A 17,314-nucleotide genomic window follows, 5' to 3' on the forward strand; every position below is an offset into this window, starting at 1 on the left:
GCCGATGGACAACCCGTGCCGACCGCCCGGTGTAGAACTCGTGAACTGACCTGCCGGTGCACCGATATCGACAGAGATCAGGCGAGTGCGCATGGTACCGCAGGCCTTCTTGAGGGGCCAGGCCCACACGGTCGATGCCCGGCTCGTCGCTCCCGATGGCGAGTGAGCGGGGTTCGGTCCGCTCCGCCCGATGACGAACGGGTGAGCGCCGCCCGGACCGTGGTCCGGGCGGCGCTCACTGCTGTCGACGGACGTCGCTCACTTGCGGGGAGGACGTCCGCTCACCCGCGGAAAACTCCCCTCACTCGTGGGGAAGATTCCCGCACTCGCGGAAAACTCCCCTCACTCGTGAGAGGTGGTCAGCGGCGGACGCCGAGGGTGTCGGTGCCGTTGCCGTCCCAGTCGCCGACGAAGACCTCGTCGCCGGTGCGGCCGTAGTCCTGCTCGATCTCCGCCGTCGTCGAGGTCAGCGAATTCGAGACGAAGAACGTGATCCCCCGACGGACCGCGAACGTGTCCGTCGCGTCGCCGTCCCAGTCACCCACGTACACCTCGTCCGTGGCCCGGCCGTAGTCCAGCTCGGCATCGGCGTCACCACCGGTCAGCGAGTTGGCGATGAAGTACGTGTTCCCACGCCGCACCGTGAAGGTGTCCACGCCGTCGCCGTCGTAGTCACCCACGAGAACTGCGTCGTCGGCCCGGCCGTAGTCCAGTTCGGCGTCCGCCCAGCCGCTCTGAAGGCTGTTGGACACGAAGTAGCTGTTGCCACGGCGCACGGCGAAGGTGTCCACGCCGTCGCCGTCCCAGTCACCGACCAGCACGACATCCCCGGCACGGCCGTAGGCCAGCTCGACGTCCGCGTTCCCGCCGTACAGGGAGTTCGTCAGGAAGTAGGCGTTCCCGCGGCGCACCGCGAGCGTGTCACTGCCGTCGCCGTCCCAGTCCCCCACGAGCACCTCGTCACCGGTGCGGCCGTAGGAGAACTCGTGCTCGGCCGCTGCGTCCCACCCGTCGTTGAGGTGGAAGCCCACGCCCGCCGCCGGCGGCGTGGGTCCCGGCTCCTCCGGGTTCTCCGGCTCCTCACCCGGCTCGCCCGCGGTGGTGAAGGTCGCCAGGGGCGAGACCGCGCGACCGCCGGTCGCGTTCTCCGCCACCGCGTACCAGCCGTGCGTCGTGCCGGGCGCCAGGCCCGTCCATTCGGCGGTCGCGGTGCCCTCGCCCTCGACGGTGTCCGTGGCGATCGCCTCGTCGCTCAGGACCGCCACCGAGACGGCGTCCGTCGCGATCGAGGTGGTGCGCGAGGTGAGGTCCACCGGAACGGTGAACTCGTCCGCCGTCGCGTCGTACCGCTCGCCTGTGTCGTACTCGTTCGCGCCGTGCTCGTCGAGGCGCGGCGAGTAGGTGTCCACCGTCATCTCGGACCGGTCGACGTCGAACTGCAGCAGACGGAAGAAGCCGGTGGTGCGCTCGCCGTCAACCTCGAACGCCTGGTAGTCGGCGAGCATCTCGACCACGTTGTGGCCCGGCTCGGCCACGTCGGTGCGCACGTTGGTGGTCACGCCGTGGATGTGCCCGGCGAGCGTGAGGAAGACGTTCGGGCTCTGGGAGACCACCGCGTCGTAGATCCGCTGACCGTCGGTACCACCGTAGGCGCCGCCCCGTCCGTCCGGTGCCGAGGAGGCGCCCAGGTACTCGTGCGAGGCCAGGATCCCGTTGCGGTCCGGGTGCTCGGCGAGGAGCTCACGCGCCCAGGTGAGCTGGGACTCGGTGGCGAAGTAGGGCAGGTGCACGGCGATGAAGTCCAGGCCGCCCTCGGTGAACAGGTCGTAGTGCGCGGAGTTGTCGCCCTCGCGCCACGGCCCGCCGTACTCGGCGTTCTCCCAGCTCTCGGACAGGGCCTCGTACCGCTCCGGCCCGAAGAACTCGTTGAACAGGTCGTGGTTTGCCCCGTAGACGTTGTCGTGGTTGCCGGGCAGCACACCGTTCGGCACGCCCGCGTCGTCGATGATCGACTGCATCTCGTCGGCGAACTCGAACTCCGCACGGACCTGCGCGTTCCAGGCCTCGTCGTCGGTCAGGAGGATGTTGTTCTCCGTGATGTCGCCCGTGTGGAACGCATAGGCGATGTTGTGCTCGTCGGCGTTGTCCGCGATCCACTGGGCGATGCCACGGTAGGAGTCGGCGAACAGCGCACGCTCCTCCTCGGTCTCCCGCTCCGAGGCGCCCTCGGCGTAGTACTGCGTGTCCGTGAGGTGCGCGAGCGAGAAGTCGTAGGTCTCCGGGTCGCGGAACGCGTCGTCGGGCTCGTCCGCGAGGTCGTCGGCGAACGGGTCGTAGCCCTCGACGAGCACGTGCACCTCGCCGTCGTCGACGTGCGCGGCCTGCGCGGCACCGCTCAGGTGCGTCTCACCCTCGTCGGCGCCGCGGACGTCGTCAACCTCCTGCCAGCCCTGCTCGGCCGTGTCCCAGACGTACAGCCGCGCGCCGCGGGCCGGGTCGACCTCGCCGGACCAGGACACGACCATCTCGTCGTCGGCGTCGGTCTCGACCGGCACGTCGAAGCGCTGGAACGTCACGTCCTCGCCCGCCGGGCTGCGCAGGAGCTCGCCGTCACCCGGCAGGAGCGCGTCGACCGGCGCTTCCTCCTGACCCGTGAGGTCGAGCTGGCTGAGCGGCAGCTCCCCGACCGTTCCCTGGGCGGCAGCGGTCGGGGCGGTGGGCTCGGCGGCGTAGAAGGTCGTCTCGAGGTCGGCCCCGTTGGGGTCCACGACGTCGACGGACAGCTCGACGGCGTCCCCGACGTCCGCGGTACCGCTCTCCGGGCTCATCGCTCCCACGGTGGGAGCGTTGGAGGCCGACGTGAACGGGACGACGTGGCGAGCGGCGTTGCCGAGCTCGTCGGTGGCCTCGACGACGAGCTCGTGCTCACCGGCCGCGAGGCTGTCCGAGGAGAGCGTCTGACCGATCCGGACCGGCTCACCGTCGAGGGTGAGGGTCGTCTCGCCACGCATGCCGGCGTCGTCGGCGACCTCGGCCGCGACCACGGCGTCCCCGACGAGGGTCGAGCCCGCTTCGGGCGTGGAGGAGACGAGTGCCGGCCCGGTGTTGTCCACCGTGTAGGTGTGGGTCGTCGTCGCGCCGGCCGCGGTGGTCGCGGCGACCTCGTGCTCCCCGTCCTCGAGCGCCGTGGAGTCGAGGGCGTGCAGGAGACCGGACTCGTCCCCCTGCTCGGCGTCGATGGTGAAGGTGAGGTCGACGGAACGGGCACGGGTCGCGTTCGATCCGCAGTTGCCGTCGCCGAGGATGATGCTGTCGGGGTTCGCGTCGTCCCGGACCTCGGTGCCGTCCGCCAGGGTGAGGCGGAAGTCGTCGGCGTCGAAGTCGTCGTGGTTGATGCCGCAGCTGCTGGCGCGCGTGCCGGTGCCCAGCGTGATCGTGTTCTCGCCGTGTACGAGCAGCTCGTAGGGGACCGGGATCTGTGTCGTCGCGTTGACCCACGTGTCAAGGATCGTGATGCGCGTGCCGTTCACGACCAGGTAGTTGCCGTAGCTGCGGTCCATCGAGTTCGAGGCGATGTCGACCTGGAACATGGCGTCGTCCTCGCCCCCGAGGGTCGAGGCGGCAGGAACGTCCTCACCGTTGACGGAGATCTGCTCGACGGGGTCGTCCGCTGCGGTCCGGCCGGCGACCAGCGTCTGGGTGCCGGAGATCCGGGTGCCGTCGCCGGGAGTGAGCGTGGGCTCACCGGCGGCCTCCTGCTCGGGGGTGGCCGTGGCGGCCTCCCACTCGGCGGGGAGCACGGGTCCGTCGACCTCGCCCTCCACGAGTGCCGGCTCGTCGGGCTCGAGGTCGGCGGGCCCGGGCAGAGCCGCGGCCGGTAGCGCGACACCGACCAGCGCGGTGCCTAGCGCGGCCGCCGCGATGCGGCGCGATCTGACGTGATTCATGAATCTTCTCCTTGAGGGGTGAGCCGGGCGTCACCGTCCGGCCCCAGTACGGTGCGCCCCGACTGCGTCTCGTCGGCGTCGAGCGGGTGACCTCACGGTGAACTGACCTGCGACGACACGAAGAACGCGGCTATGCAGGGCCGGTCGCGCGGTCACGGGGCGGTCACCCGCCAGACCGGTACGCGCTCGGCGCTCGCTCGTCGGTGAGGGGGAGCACATGGGGAGCGCTCCCCCGCTCGAGGCACCCGCAGAGGTCGTGCGCGGGGCCCCTCGCGCGGCAGGATTCGCAGGATGAGCCAGACGCCTGGGGCACACACGCCCGCCACCTCGCCCGCGGGCACACCCCTCGCGGCGGCGTCCGCCTGGCCCTACCCTGGCGCGAGCTCACCGGCGCCCGCGGGCGGACCGACGACCGACCCGTACGCCGGGAGCCCGTGGTCACCACCGAGCGACCGGCCGACGTCGAACCAGGGACCGGCGACCTCCTACCCGGGGACCGCCGTGTCGAACGGGGCGCCGTCACAGGTCGGACCCAGGCCGCCCTGGTCCGCCGCGCACCGCTCCGAGGCACCGCCGTTCGCCGGCTCCCCGCCCGGAACCACCGCCGACGCCGACGCCCCGCCGAACGGCCCCGCCGCCCCGCGCAGCACCGCCCGCCTCGTCGGGCTCGACCTCGCGCGGGGTATCGCGGTGCTCGGCATGGTCACGGCGCACGTCGGGCACACGACCGACGACCTGTCCACCCTGTCCGGCTGGCTCGCTTTCGCGCACGGCCGCAGCTCGATCCTCTTCTGCCTCCTGGCGGGCGTCTCGCTCGGCATCCTCACCGGCGGCCGCACGCCCTACACGGGCCTGCGGGCCCTGCAGTCACGCACCCGGATCCTCGTCCGGGCCGTGCTCCTGCTCGCCATCGCCGCCGCGCTGGCGATGCTCGACACCTTCGTCGCGCTCATCCTCGGCTTCTACGCCGTCTGGTTCATGTTCTCCCTGCCGTTCCACCGGTGGCGGGCGCGACGGCTCCTCGTCACGGGCGGCGTCTGGCTGGTGGTCTCCGCCGTCGGGATGCCCTACCTGTTCACCGTGCTCGAGGGCGCGGGGATGGTGACCGACTCGTGGGGCGCCAACGGAGCCGTCCTCGACGCCATGTTCGGCCTCTACCCGGGGCTGGTCTGGTACGGCCTCGTCCTGGTCGGCATGGGCGTCGCGCGGCTCGACATGCGCAGCTGGAAGATCCTGCTCATCCTGCTCGGCGCAGGCATCCTCTCGGCAGGCGTCGGCTACGGGGGCGGCGCACTCCTGCGTGACGCGGCCTCGGACTCCGTCTCGTTCGCGGGCGAGACGGCCGACGACCCCTACCCGGGCGAGCAGTCGTCCGTCCAGTTCGGCTGGACCGGCTCGAACCCGCCCGCCGTCATCGACACCGAGATCGGCTCCACCGGCATGCCCGAGGGATCGACCTCCGACGAGCCGTGGCACGTCCCTGGAATCCCCGGCCTCAGCTTCGACTCGAACCTCGTGTGGCCCTCCTCCACCGACCACTACGCCTCCGAGGCGCACAGCGCCTCCGTGGTGGAGATGCTCGGCTCCGGCGGAGTCGCGCTGGCGATCCTCGCCGCCTGCCTGCTGCTGCCGCGCCTCGTCCACGTCGCGCTCCTGCCGATCCGGGCCATCGGCACGATGTCGCTGACGGCGTACTCCGCGCACGTCGTGGCGATCGACTGGTGGCCGGAGACGTTCGCGACCCACAGCGAGAGCAACCGGGCGCTCGCGATCCTCGCGGGCGGTCTCGCGGTCGGTTGCCTCGCCTGGTACCTCACCCTGGGGCGCGGGCCGCTGGAGCGGCTCATGCACGGCCTGTCGGTCCGGGCCGCGCGCACGGACGCCGGTCCCGGATCTCGGGTCCCGGGCTCAGGGAGCGCCGGTCCGGACGCGCCCGCGCCGACGTCCACCCCGACGCCCGCACCCGCGTTCACACCCGAGCCGGCGCCCACTCCAGCAGCGATCCACGGTCACCCGCCGGACACCCGGCGCCCGTAGCCTCACCGGCGTGACCGAGCCGCCCGCCCCACCCACCGTCTCGTCGGGCGGCCCGCCGGGCTCCCTCGACCGCCGCCTCGGACTTCCCGGCGCCGTCTCCATCGGGCTCGGCTCGATGATCGGCGCCGGGGTCTTCGCCGCGTTCGCTCCGGCTGCCGCGGCCGCGGGCGGACTCCTGCTCCTCGGGCTGGCCCTCGCGGTGATCGTCGCTCTGTGCAACGCGACCTCGACCGCACAGCTCGCCGCCGCCTACCCCACCTCGGGCGGCGCGTACGTCTACGGTCGCGAGCGCCTCGGCGAGTGGGCCGGGTTCACGGCGGGCTGGGCATTCGTCATCGGCAAGACCGCCTCGGCCGCCGCGATGGCCACGACGTTCGCCGTCTACGCCGTGCCGCCCGAGTGGTCCCGGCCGGTCGCGGCGGTCGCCGTCGTCGCGCTCACCGCCGTCAACCTGCGCGGGATCACCCGCACCGCCCGCGGGGCGGCAGCGATCGCGGGCCTCGTCCTCACACTGCTCGCGGTCGTCCTCGCGGCCGCGTGGTTCGGCGGCGGCGTGGACCCGGGCGCCGCGCTCGGCACCTGGGACTCCCCGGGCGGCGCCTACGGGGTGCTCCAGTCCGCCGGCCTGCTGTTCTTCGCGCTCGCCGGCTATGCGCGGATCGCCACCCTCGGCGAGGAGGTCATCGACCCGCGGCGCACCATCCCGCGCGCCATCGTCACCACGCTCGCAGCCGTGGTCGTCCTCTACGCCGTCGTCGCGCTCACCCTGCTCGCCACGCTCGGCCCGGCCGGTCTCGCCGCCTCCTCCGCTCCCCTGGTCGACGCCGCGCAGTCGGCCGGCCTCGGTCCGTGGGCCGGCGTGGCCGCGCGCGTGGCCGCGGCCGCCGCCTGCCTCGGCGCGCTCCTCGCCGGGCTCGCCGGCGTCTCGCGCACCGCGCTGGCGATGGCACGCCACCGCGACCTTCCGGCCGCCCTCGAAGCCGTCCATCCGGTCCACAAGGTGCCGCACCGGGTGGAGATGGTCATCGGCGGACTCGTCGCCGTCGCCGTCCTGCTCGTCGACCTGCGGGAGATGATCGGCTTCTCCTCGACCGGGGTGCTCGTCTACTACGCGGTCGCCAACCTCGCGGCACTCACGCAGCGGGGTGCCGACCGCCGGTACCCACCGGCGCTCCAGGTGCTCGGGCTCGTCGGCTGCGTCGTCCTCGTCGCGACGCTGCCTTGGACCTCGCTCGCGGCCGGGCTCGCGGTACTCGCCGTCGGGCTGGTCGGGCGTGCGGTGGTCGTCTCGCGACGACGAACCTGACCCCGCCTCGTTCGCCGAGATTGCGGTTGGGAGCCGCCGAGATTGCGGTCGGGAGCCTGCGAAGGAAAGTCCCCTCACTGGTGGGGAGGGGGTTCGCTCGGTCGCCGGGAGTCGGAGGCGGCGTGACACCCTGGGCGGGTGACCACCTCCCCCGAGCCCACCACGGACGCGACCGCACCCGCGCCGGAGGCCCCGGCGTCGGACGAGGTCCCCGGCGGGCCGCCGCTCAACCTCCTCCTCGACCGCCTCGAGGACGAGGCCGGCGGGGCCACGCCCGACGGCGACGCGATCCTCGAGAGCTTCCTTCACTGGGTCTCCTCAACCGGCCGGGAGCCCTACCCGCACCAGGAGGAGGCCCTCGTCGCGCTCGCCACCGACGCGCACGTGGTCCTCGCGACGCCGACGGGCTCGGGCAAGTCGCTCGTCGCCGTCGGGGCGCTGACGCACGCGCTGGCCCAGGGCCGCCCCGGGGTCTACACCGCCCCCATCAAGGCACTGGTGTCGGAGAAGTTCTTCGAGCTCGTCGCCCTGTTCGGCGCGACCAACGTCGGCATGGTCACCGGCGACAGCTCGATCAACCCCGACGCCCCGATCATCTGCTGCACCGCGGAGATCCTCGCGAACACGGCGCTGCGCGAGGGGCCGGACGGTCCGACGGCGGAGGCCACCGTCGTCATGGACGAGTTCCACTACTACGCGGACCCCCAGCGCGGCGGGGCCTGGCAGATCCCCCTGCTCGAGCTGCCCCGCGCCCGGTTCCTGCTGATGTCCGCCACGCTCGGCGACGTCACCTGGCTCGCGGAGGACCTCACCCGCCGCACGGGGCGGGACGTCGAGGTCGTCGACGACGCCGTGCGCCCCGTGCCGCTCACCTTCACGTGGTCCGTCCAGCAGCTGCAGGACCTGCTCGTCGAGCTCACCGCCACGCACCGGGCGCCCGCCTACGTCGTCCACTTCTCCCAGAAGGACGCCGTCACCCGCGCCCAGGCGCTGACCTCGGTGAAGATCGCCTCGCGCGAGCAGCGCGACGCGATCGCCGACGCCATCGGGGACTTCCGCTTCGGGACCGGGTTCGGCGCCACCCTGTCCGGCCTGCTGCGCAAGGGCATCGGTGTGCACCACGCGGGGATGCTTCCGCGGTACCGCCGCCTCGTGGAGCGCCTCGCCCAGCGGGGTCTGCTGCCGGTCATCTGCGGGACCGACACGCTCGGCGTCGGGATCAACGTGCCCATCCGCACGGTGGTGCTCACGGCGCTGACGAAGTTCGACGGCGAGCGCATGCGCCACCTCTCCGCGCGCGAGTTCCACCAGATCGCCGGCCGGGCCGGCCGTGCCGGGTTCGACACCTCCGGCGAGGTCCTCACCCAGGCCCCGGAGCACGAGATCGAGAACGCGCGCCTGCTCGCGCGCGCTGGGGACGACGAGACCAAGAAGAAGCGCATCGTGCGCAAGAAGCCCGAGCCGGGTCTGGTCAACTGGACCGAGAAGACGCACGACCGGCTCGTCGAGGCCACCCCCGAGCGGCTGACGAGCCAGCTCCAGGTGAGCCACACGATGGTTCTGTCGCTGCTGGCCCGCCCCGGGGACCCGGTCGCCGCCGCGTACCGGCTGCTCACGGACAACCACGAGCCCGACACGCCCCGCAACATGCACGTGCGCCGGGCGATCGAGATCTACCGGTCGCTGCGCCTCGCCGGCGTCGTCGAGCACCGGGGCGCGCAGTGGCGCCGCGCGCACCCCGGTGAGCCGTACGTGCGGCTCACCCTCGACCTGCCGAAGAACTTCGCCCTCACAGCGCCGCTCGCCCCGTTCGCGCTGGCGTCGATCGACCTCCTCGACGTCGAGGACGAGCTGCACGCCCTCGACGTCGTCTCCGTGGTCGAGGCGACCCTGGAGAACCCCCGGCCCGTCCTCTACGGGCAGGAGCGGGCGGCCCGCGGTGAGGCCATCGCCGCGATGAAGGCGGAGGGCATGGAGTACGAGCAACGGATGGAGGCCCTCGAGGATGTCACCTGGCCCAAGCCGCTCGAGGAGATCCTCACCGCCGCTCTCGCCACCTACCGGCAGTCCAACCCGTGGGTCGCGGACCTCGAGGTCGCCCCGAAGTCGGTGGTGCGCGAGATGATCGAGAGCGCGATGACGTTCTCCGAGCTCATCTCCCGCTACGACCTGGGCCGGTCCGAGGGCGTGGTGCTGCGCTACCTCACCGACGCCTACCGGGCGTTGCGGCAGGTCGTCCCCGACGCGCACCGCACCGAGAACGTCACGGAGATCGTCGACTGGCTCGGGGCGATGGTCCGCGCCGTCGACTCCTCCCTGCTCGACGAGTGGTCCGCGCTCGCGGACGGCACCGTCGACCCGGGCGACGAGAGCACGGCGGCCCGCGCCGAGGGCGGCACGGAGGAACCTCGGCTCGGGGCCGACGCCGACGGGAACGTGGCGCTCACCCGCAACACCCACGCCTTCCGCTCGGCCGTCCTGCGTGCGAGTACCGCCTACGTCCGGCAGATGGCCAACGACGCCCCCGACGCGCTCGCCCGCCTCGCGTCGGGGTCGGGCTGGCACGCACCCGACGGCGGGGCTCGCCTCGCCCCGTCGGCGCCGGTCACGGAGGACGACTGGACGCACGTGCTCGACGACTTCTACGACGCGCACGAGTGGCTGTCGACCGGGCCGGACGCGACCAGCCGCCAGGTGGTCACCGTGACGATCGACCCCGACGACGCCGACCTCGAGCTGGCCGGCGTCGATGCCGAGGTCGCGCCGGAGCCGGGCGAGCGACGCTGGTGGCTCGTCACCCAGCGGCTCGTCGACGAGAACGAGGAGCTGGACTGGGCGCTCACCGCGGTCGTCGACCTCGCCGCGTCCGACGAGGCGGGGCGCGTGGTGCTGGCGGTCGTGCGGGTGGCCGCCGCGGGCTGAGTGCCGCCACGACGCCCCACCCGACGGGGGTGCGGCTCGTCGTCGGGTCGGTCGGACGGACCACGGGCAAGGTCCGTCGAAGGGCGGACGACCACCCGCCCGCCCGCCGCTTGACTGGGCCCATGGCGAGGAACGGACCGAAGGGTGAGCAACCGGGCGACGGCAGCGCGCTGCGTCGGGTGACCGGGTGGCAGTGGCTCTGGCGCTCCCAGCTCGGGATCACGGTCTTCGGCGTCACGTGGGACGTCGACGTCGACCTGTTCGACCTCGACGAAAAGGTTCGTCTGTACCGCGACGGTACGCAGGACCGCATCCAGCGCGGTCGGTCCACCTTCGAGATCCCGCCCCGGCACCGCGTCGAGGTCGCCTGGAGCATGTACGGGATCAGGCGCGCGCACCTCGTCGACGCCGTGGGGAACGAGATCCGGCTCGAGCCGCGACCCGGCACCGGGGAGCGCTGGCGGGCCGACCTCGAGCGCCAGCAGCCCGGGCTGAGCCGGCTCCTTGTGGCGGCGTCGTGGACGCTCCTCGTCATCGCGCTGATCCTGCAGGCCCCCCAGCTGCTCCAGCTGGTGAGCGTCTGGACGGGATGGTTCGACTTCACCTCGCCGGTGTCGCTCCCCGGCTGGCTGAACACGCTCCTGACCATCGGCGGCGCCCTCGCCGCGCTCGAGCGCGCGCTGGGGATGCGCCACCACTGGCTGCTCGACGACTGAGCCGCCGGCCCGCCTCGTGCGGTCGACCGATCGTTCAGCCGAGGCCGTCCCGGCGCGCGCCGCCGCTCGGCACGACGGGGAAGATCTCGGGACGTGGGAAGCCCGCCCGTACCACCGCCTCGTCGACCTCGGACGCGATGCGCTCGGCCTCGGACGCGTCCACCAGCGCGATGGACGCCCCGCCGAAGCCGCCCCCGGTGAGCCTGGCACCGTGCGCGCCGGCGGCGACCGCGGCGTCGACGGCGGCGTCGATCGCGGGCACCGAGACCTCGAAATCGTCCCGCAGGGAGGCGTGCGCCTCGGTGAGGAGCGGGCCGACCGCCCGGGGTGCCCCCTCCCCCAGGAGGCGTGCGACCTCGTGGCAGCGGGCGGTGTCGGTCACGACGTGCCGCATCCGGCGGTGCTCGGCGTCGGGCATCCGTCCCGCCCAACCGGCCACGTCGCCGGGAGCGACCTGCGCCAGGTGCTCGACGCCGGCGAGCTCCGCCGCCCGCTCGCACTCGGCCCGGCGCTCCCGGTAGCCGCCGGTGGCATGGTCGTGCCGCACCGTCGAGTCGACGACGAGGACCTCGAGTCCCGCCCCGACGAGGTCGAGGGGCACCTCTGCCACCGTGCCCCGGCCGAAGTCGAGCAGGATGCCGGCGCCGGCGCGGGTGAGCAACGCCGCGGACTGGTCGAGCGTGCCGGTCGGTGCTCCGGCCACGACGTTCTCGGCCCGCTGGCACACGCGCACCATTGTCGGCCGGTCGAGGCCCAGGCCCCAGAGCGCGTCGAGCGCGACACACACGGCGGCCTCGATCGCAGCGGAGGACGAGACGCCGACACCGACGGGGACGTCGGAGTCGATCCAGGCGTCGAACCCGGGCAGGACGTCGAGCGCACGCACCTCGCCGAGCGCCCACACCACCCCCAGCGCGTAGGCGCTCCACCCGGTCGGGCGCTCCGCTCCACCTGCGAGAGCCCCGACGTCGTGGGTGACGACGCCCGGGGAGAAAGTCGTGCCGGCCCGCACCACCCGGTCCTCCCGCGGGGCCACGGCGATCCGGGCCCTGCGGTCGATGGCGAACGGGAGGCTGGCGCCGCCGTTGTAGTCGGTGTGCTCGCCGACGAGGTTGACGCGCCCGGGGGCCGACCAGATCCCGAGCGGCTCGCGACCGAACGCCGCGGCGAACTCCTCACGCACCCGCCTCACCCCCGCGCTGGGCCGCCCTGTCGGCGTCGACCCGTGCCAGGGCCTCACGGAGACGCTCGGCGCCGGCCTCCGGGACGACGTCGCCCACCCAGGCGCCCATCGCGGCCTCGGAGCCCGCGAGGTACTTGAGCCGGTCCGCCGCCCGCCGCGGCGACGTGATCTGCCAGGTCAGGCGGACGTCGTCGCGCCCCTCGCGCACCGGCGCCTGGTGCCACGCGGCGATGTACGGCGTCGGGGTGTCGTAGAGCGCGTCGACCGCGCGCAGCAGCCGTAAGGAGAGGCCGGCGAGCTCGTCGCGCTCGGCGTCGTCGGTGGCCGCGAGGTCGGGGACCTTGCGCCGGGGCTGGACGTGGAGCTCGATCGGCCAGCGGGCGGCGAAGGGCACGTAGGCCACCCACCTCTCGGTCCGGGCCACGACGCGCGGTCCCGCCAGCTCGCGCTCGAGCACGTCGCCCTGGAGGTCGCCGCCGTGCTCCCGGACCCGGTCGAGCAGCAGCCGCGTGCGAGGCGTGACGTAGGGGTAGGCGTAGATCTGACCGTGCGGATGGTGCAGGGTCACGCCGATCTCGACCCCCCTGTTCTCGAACACGAAGACCTGCTCGACGCCCTCCATCGCGCCGAGCTCCTCGGTGCGCTGCGCCCAGGCGTCGATGATCGTGCGGGCCCGGGCCTCCGTCTGCGTGGCGAACGAGCCCGTGCGGTCGGGGCTGAAGCAGACGACCTCGCACCTGCCGAACGCGTCCCTCGCCCGTTCGAGCCCGTGGGTCTCCTCCGCCTCGCCGAGTCCCGGCCCGAAGGAGGGCGAGCGGTTCTCGAACACCGCCACCTCGTAGTCGTCCGGGATCTCGCTCGGGTTGGTGGGCGCCTGCGGTGCGAGCGGGTCGAACTCGGGCGGCGGCAGGTGCGCCCGGCCCTGCCGCGCCGTCGCCACGGTGATCCAGTCGCCGGTGAGCGGGTCTCGTCGCAGCCGGGGCGTGGCGGGGCGCGGGTCGAGCGGCCGCCGGTCCGGGCCGGGCTCCCGCCGGGGTGCACCGTGCGCATCGAAGTAGATCAGCTCGCGGCCGTCCGCGAGCGTCGTCCGCGTCATCGTCGTCATGCCCGTCCTCACCTGGGGTGTCGGGCGACGACGCTACCGCTTCGCCGACGGAGAGCGTCGGACCGGACGCCCCGGCGGCGATATGGTGCCCCGATGACCGACCTGACCGCGCGGATGCGCGCCGTGCGCGAGCGCGTGGTGTCCGCGGCGACCGACGCCGGCCGAGACCCGCGGGAGGTGCGCATCCTGGTCGCGGTGAAGACGCAGCCGACGGAGGAGATCCTGGCCGCGCTCGACGCCGGCGCGACGGTCCTCGGCCACAACCGGGTCGACGAGCTCGCGGGCTCCGGGCCCGCGCTGTCCGCCCCGGACGTGCTGGGCCACGAGATGCACCTCATCGGGCACCTGCAGTCGAACAAGATCAACGCGGCCCTGCCGTGGACGACGTGCGTGCAGTCGATCGAGTCGACCAGGCGGGCGCGGAAGATCGACGAGGCCGTCGGGCGCCGCCTCGACGCCGGTGAGGGTATCGGCCCGCGTCGGCAGCCGCGGCCGCTCGACGTCATGATCCAGGTCAACACCTCCCGCGAGCCGACCAAGCACGGCGTCGACCCGGAGTCGGCCGTCGACCTCGCCGCGTACGTCGGCGAGCGCCCGCACCTGCGGCTCACCGGTCTGATGACGATCGGCGCGAACAGTCCCGACGCCGGGCTCGTGCGCGCCTCGTACACCGAGCTCGCCGAGCTGCGCGAGCGCATCGGTCAGGAGGTCGGCGGGCTCGGCGCGCTCGAGCTGAGCATGGGGATGTCGGGCGACATCGAGCCGGCCGTGGCCGCCGGCGCCACGATCGTCCGCGTCGGCACGGCGGTCTTCGGCCCCCGCCCCGCGCCTGCCCGCCCCGATCCTCACGAGTGAGCGGGGTTCCGCCCGACGAATGAGCGCGGGTCCGCCCCGCGAGTGAGCGGGGTTCTGCCCCGCACGTGCCCGCCGATCGTCCCGCAGGTCTCAGCCGCGCTCCGCAGCGACGAACGCCGCCGTCTCCTCGGCCACCGCGCTCCCCTCGCGCACGAACAGGGCCGGCTCACCGATCGGTGCGTCGACCTCGACCTCGGCAACACCTGAGTCCTCGCCGTACACGTCGCCGCTCCAGACGTGCACCCACCGGCCGGGCGGGAGCACGACGTCGACACTGTCCTCCCCCGGCTCCAGCACCGGGGCGAGCACCACGTCCGGCCCCATGGCGAGCTCCGCGCCGGCCTGCTCCAGCAGCTCGTCGCCGCCGTGCACCATCCACGGGTGGTGCTGGGCGGCCCCGAGCGGATCTTCCGCCGTCAGCCGCGCGCGCTCCGGCCCGAGGGCGACGAACAGCCGCGCCGACGATGCGAGCACCTCGGCGGTCTCGCCGGAGCCGGCGGCCTGGACCACGTCGGCGGGCCGGTTGCCCTCGTGGGTCCGGAAGACCGGACCGAGCACGGAGGCCTCGCCCCACCGGGCGAGGAGCTCGGCGTCGCGTCCGATGTCCGGCACCACGGGCAGGGCGAGGCTGGTGTAGCCGCCGACGTCGGAGTGCATCTGCGCCATCCCGCTCGCCGCAGTGGCGTGCAGCATCGCCGGCACGGAGGCGAGCCCGTCCTCGGCCGACCAGTCCTGGAGCTGGTCGCCGAGCCAGAGCGCGTCGGCGGATCCCGAGGACGCGGAGTGCCCGCTGCGGTGCCAGACGAGGCCCTCCTCGGCGAGACCGGCCAGCTCGAGCGCGCGGTTGTTGACCTCCTGCCACAGCACGGGCCATGCGGCCCGCCACTCCTCGCCGGTCCCGCCGGCCAGGACGGCGTCCGGCGGCGGGCCCTCGGCGAAGTCCGCCATCCAGCCCGACGCCCCCGCGCCTGCGACCTCGTCGGCGATCGCCTGGGCGATCCACTCGCGGGCCTCCGGGCTGGTCAGGTCCACCATGGCGGCGGTGAAGCCCTGCTGGTCGAGCTCGACGACCTCACCGTCACGGCCGACGACGAGGTGGCCGAGCTCGGTTGCCTCAGCGTGCAGGTCCCGGTCGCCACGGTCGGCGGCTGCGGCCCCGCTGTCGGCGGAGAGGAAGGCGTTGGTGTAGGTGAGGACGCGGATGCCGTCAGCCGCCAGCTCCTCGACGAGCTCGTCCCATCCGGGGTAGCGCTCCTCGTCGAGCACCCAGTTCCACTGGAGGCGGTCACCGAATGAGGTCACCCGTCGACCCGTCCAGTCCTGCAGCCACACGGCGGCGACCGGCACGCCGGCGCCCCGGAGCACCTCCAGCTCCGCGCGCACCTCCTCCGTCCCGCCCTGCAGGCCGACGACGGCGCCCTCCTGCGTCCAGTCCGGCGGCGGTTCGGCGGCCCCGGCCCACCCGGACTGGATCTCGACGGCCTCGAGCGGCGTCCCCGCGGCAGCGACCGAGAAGGACGCCTCCTCCGACCAGACCTCCCACACGAGCTCGTCGCCGGTGAGGTCGACGCTCGCGATCCGGCCGCCCCGGTAGGCCAGGCTCCGCGCGCGGCTCGTGACGTTGACGCCGCTGACGAGGTAGGTGGTGTCCTGCCCGCCCGCGGCCGCCTCGGCCATGTCGACGGCGAAGGAGAGCGGCTGGTTCCCGCGCCCCACACCCTGCTCGCGAGAGATCAGGGGGACGCGTCGGCCGCGCAGGTCGAACTCGCCGCTCTGGGCACCGAGGCCGTGGACGCTCTCCTCGTCGGCGAGCGCAGCGGTGAGGTAGAGGCGGGTCGGCGCGGGCCCCTGGGTCACGAGGCGGGCATCGACGTCGAGCCGTTCCTCGGCCCCCTGGGCGAGCGTGAGCTCCCACCCGATCTCGCCCTCGTCGCCGCTCAGCCGCCCGCTGAGCCGGAGCTCCTCGCCGTCGAGCGTGGCATCGGTCAGGCTCTGCTCGGTCCAGGTCGCCTCGTGCTCGTCGGCGATCCTCAGCAGTCCGACGTCGTCGCGGTAGGTGGCATCGCCGTCGGCGGCCGTGAGGAAGGCGCCCCCCGCGGGCGTGGACCAGACCGGCCCGTCCGCGGCCGGGTGCGTGACGGTGAGGCCGTCGTCCACGACGACGGTGAACCCCCCGACCTCCCACGTGCCACCGGCCCCGGCGTCGAGCTCGCCCCGCGGCGGATCGGCGAGGTCGGTGGCCGGCGGCGGCAGGCGCCACAGGACGCCGGCGGTCACAAGCACGATGACCAGACCGAGAACGCCGACGACGATCCAGCGACGCCTGATTTGCCTGCGCGGTGGGCTCATCTGCACGGGCGCTCCGTCGATTCTCGGTGAACGCCCGCCATCGGGCACCGCGAGACATCGTACGTGGCGGGGTAGCTCGGATCGCCGCTGCTGATCGGTCAATCTCCCGTCAGGTTCGCGTGATTAGGGTCGTGTACCGGAACAGGCCGCGCGGGCCGTCGAGCCGGGAGTAGTCGTGCCACCGGGGCTGGTACGTGCCGCGGAGCTCGATCGGTGCTGCGCGGCCGCCGCTCTTCGTGCCCGGACCGGCGCCCGGCCCCCACTCGCGGACACCTTCGATGACCGCCCCCTCGTGGATCCGGAAGTCCTCGGCGTTCGTCGTCCCGCCATTCTTAGGGGGCGACCAGTAGCCGGGGTCGTTGGTGAGGACAACGAGCAGCGCGGAACGCCCCTGTTCCACGGCCACGAAGTCCTCGTTGCGTCGTAGGTCCTTGAGGCAGTCGTAGCCGCCGAGGTCCCGAGCGTCGTGACCAGGCAGCTGATACTGCTCGTCGTCGACAGTTCCACGCCATGCGGCCTTGAGGTACTTGAGCTCCACCGCCGTCTGAGCGCCGGTCTGCGAGTCGGTGACCATCATGTCGAGATGCACACCCGGCTTCACAGCGACCTCGAGCCGGACACGCGCCCCCGTCTCCTCCCGTACGGCCATCCCGAGGGCGAACTGAAAGTCCGCCTCCGAGTGGAACACTCGCCGCTCGTGCGACAACAGGGGTACGACTGCCGCCACGACCTCGGCGTCGACCCTGCCCTTCCGCTTCTGGATCGAGCGCGCGGTCGAGGTGATCGTGACCTCGTCCTCCACCCAGACGAAGCGGCTGCCCACTTCGCGATCGACGTCCTGCTCGGCGTCGTGCGGCTCGTCCACCATTTCTCCATCCTGCACCGCTCGCTCAA

General features: G+C 73.2%; 10 protein-coding genes. 5 read left to right on the forward strand and 5 right to left on the reverse strand.

Features of this window, described 5'->3' with window-relative positions; all coding sequences use genetic code 11:
* Positions 1-359: 359 nt before the first annotated feature.
* Complete coding sequence (locus AC24HA_RS13960) at positions 360-3,947, reverse strand: metallophosphoesterase (RefSeq protein ID WP_425709827.1); 3,588 nt, start codon at positions 3,945-3,947, stop codon at positions 360-362.
* Between the two features lie 291 nt (positions 3,948-4,238).
* Here AC24HA_RS13960 and AC24HA_RS13965 point away from each other — a divergent pair, with 291 nt between their 5' ends.
* From AC24HA_RS13965 to AC24HA_RS13980, 4 genes are all read left to right on the forward strand, one after another.
* Positions 4,239-5,984, forward strand: coding sequence for a heparan-alpha-glucosaminide N-acetyltransferase domain-containing protein (locus AC24HA_RS13965; protein ID WP_425709828.1), 1,746 nt, complete (start codon positions 4,239-4,241; stop codon positions 5,982-5,984).
* 115 nt (positions 5,985-6,099) lie between these two features.
* Positions 6,100-7,290 carry an APC family permease gene (locus tag AC24HA_RS13970; RefSeq protein ID WP_487563642.1) on the forward strand — a complete coding sequence of 397 codons (1,191 nt, stop codon included), beginning with the start codon at positions 6,100-6,102 and terminating at the stop codon, positions 7,288-7,290.
* A 138-nt stretch (positions 7,291-7,428) separates the two neighbouring features.
* The gene (locus tag AC24HA_RS13975) at positions 7,429-10,212 is read left to right on the forward strand and encodes a DEAD/DEAH box helicase (protein WP_425709830.1); all 2,784 of its coding nucleotides are present in this window, start codon (positions 7,429-7,431) and stop codon (positions 10,210-10,212) included.
* A gap of 122 nt (positions 10,213-10,334) precedes the next feature.
* The gene (locus tag AC24HA_RS13980) at positions 10,335-10,928 is read left to right on the forward strand and encodes a hypothetical protein (protein WP_425709831.1); all 594 of its coding nucleotides are present in this window, start codon (positions 10,335-10,337) and stop codon (positions 10,926-10,928) included.
* Between the two features lie 34 nt (positions 10,929-10,962).
* On the opposite strand, the gene AC24HA_RS13985 is transcribed toward AC24HA_RS13980, so the two are convergent.
* Together AC24HA_RS13985 and galT are read right to left on the reverse strand one after the other, a co-directional pair.
* Positions 10,963-12,111 (reverse strand): galactokinase, encoded by a 1,149-nt coding sequence (locus AC24HA_RS13985; protein ID WP_425709832.1) that lies wholly within the window; start codon positions 12,109-12,111, stop codon positions 10,963-10,965.
* Positions 12,104-13,216, reverse strand: coding sequence for a galactose-1-phosphate uridylyltransferase (gene galT / locus AC24HA_RS13990; RefSeq protein WP_425709833.1), 1,113 nt, complete (start codon positions 13,214-13,216; stop codon positions 12,104-12,106). Before galT ends, AC24HA_RS13985 begins: the two co-directional genes overlap by 8 nt.
* Positions 13,217-13,309: 93 nt before the next feature.
* Between galT and AC24HA_RS13995 the strand changes: the two genes are divergently transcribed.
* Positions 13,310-14,071, forward strand: coding sequence for a YggS family pyridoxal phosphate-dependent enzyme (locus AC24HA_RS13995; protein ID WP_425709834.1), 762 nt, complete (start codon positions 13,310-13,312; stop codon positions 14,069-14,071).
* Positions 14,072-14,161: 90 nt separating this feature from the next.
* On the opposite strand, the gene AC24HA_RS14000 is transcribed toward AC24HA_RS13995, so the two are convergent.
* Entirely contained in the window at positions 14,162-16,420 is a 2,259-nt protein-coding gene (locus AC24HA_RS14000; RefSeq protein ID WP_425709863.1) for an alpha-glucosidase, read from the reverse strand.
* 109 nt (positions 16,421-16,529) lie between these two features.
* Positions 16,530-17,288: a hypothetical protein gene (locus tag AC24HA_RS14005; RefSeq protein WP_487563523.1), complete on the reverse strand. Its 759-nt coding sequence runs from the start codon at positions 17,286-17,288 to the stop codon at positions 16,530-16,532.
* Positions 17,289-17,314 lie beyond the last annotated feature (26 nt).

The sequence above is a fragment of the Georgenia sp. Z1491 genome (assembly GCF_057652395.1).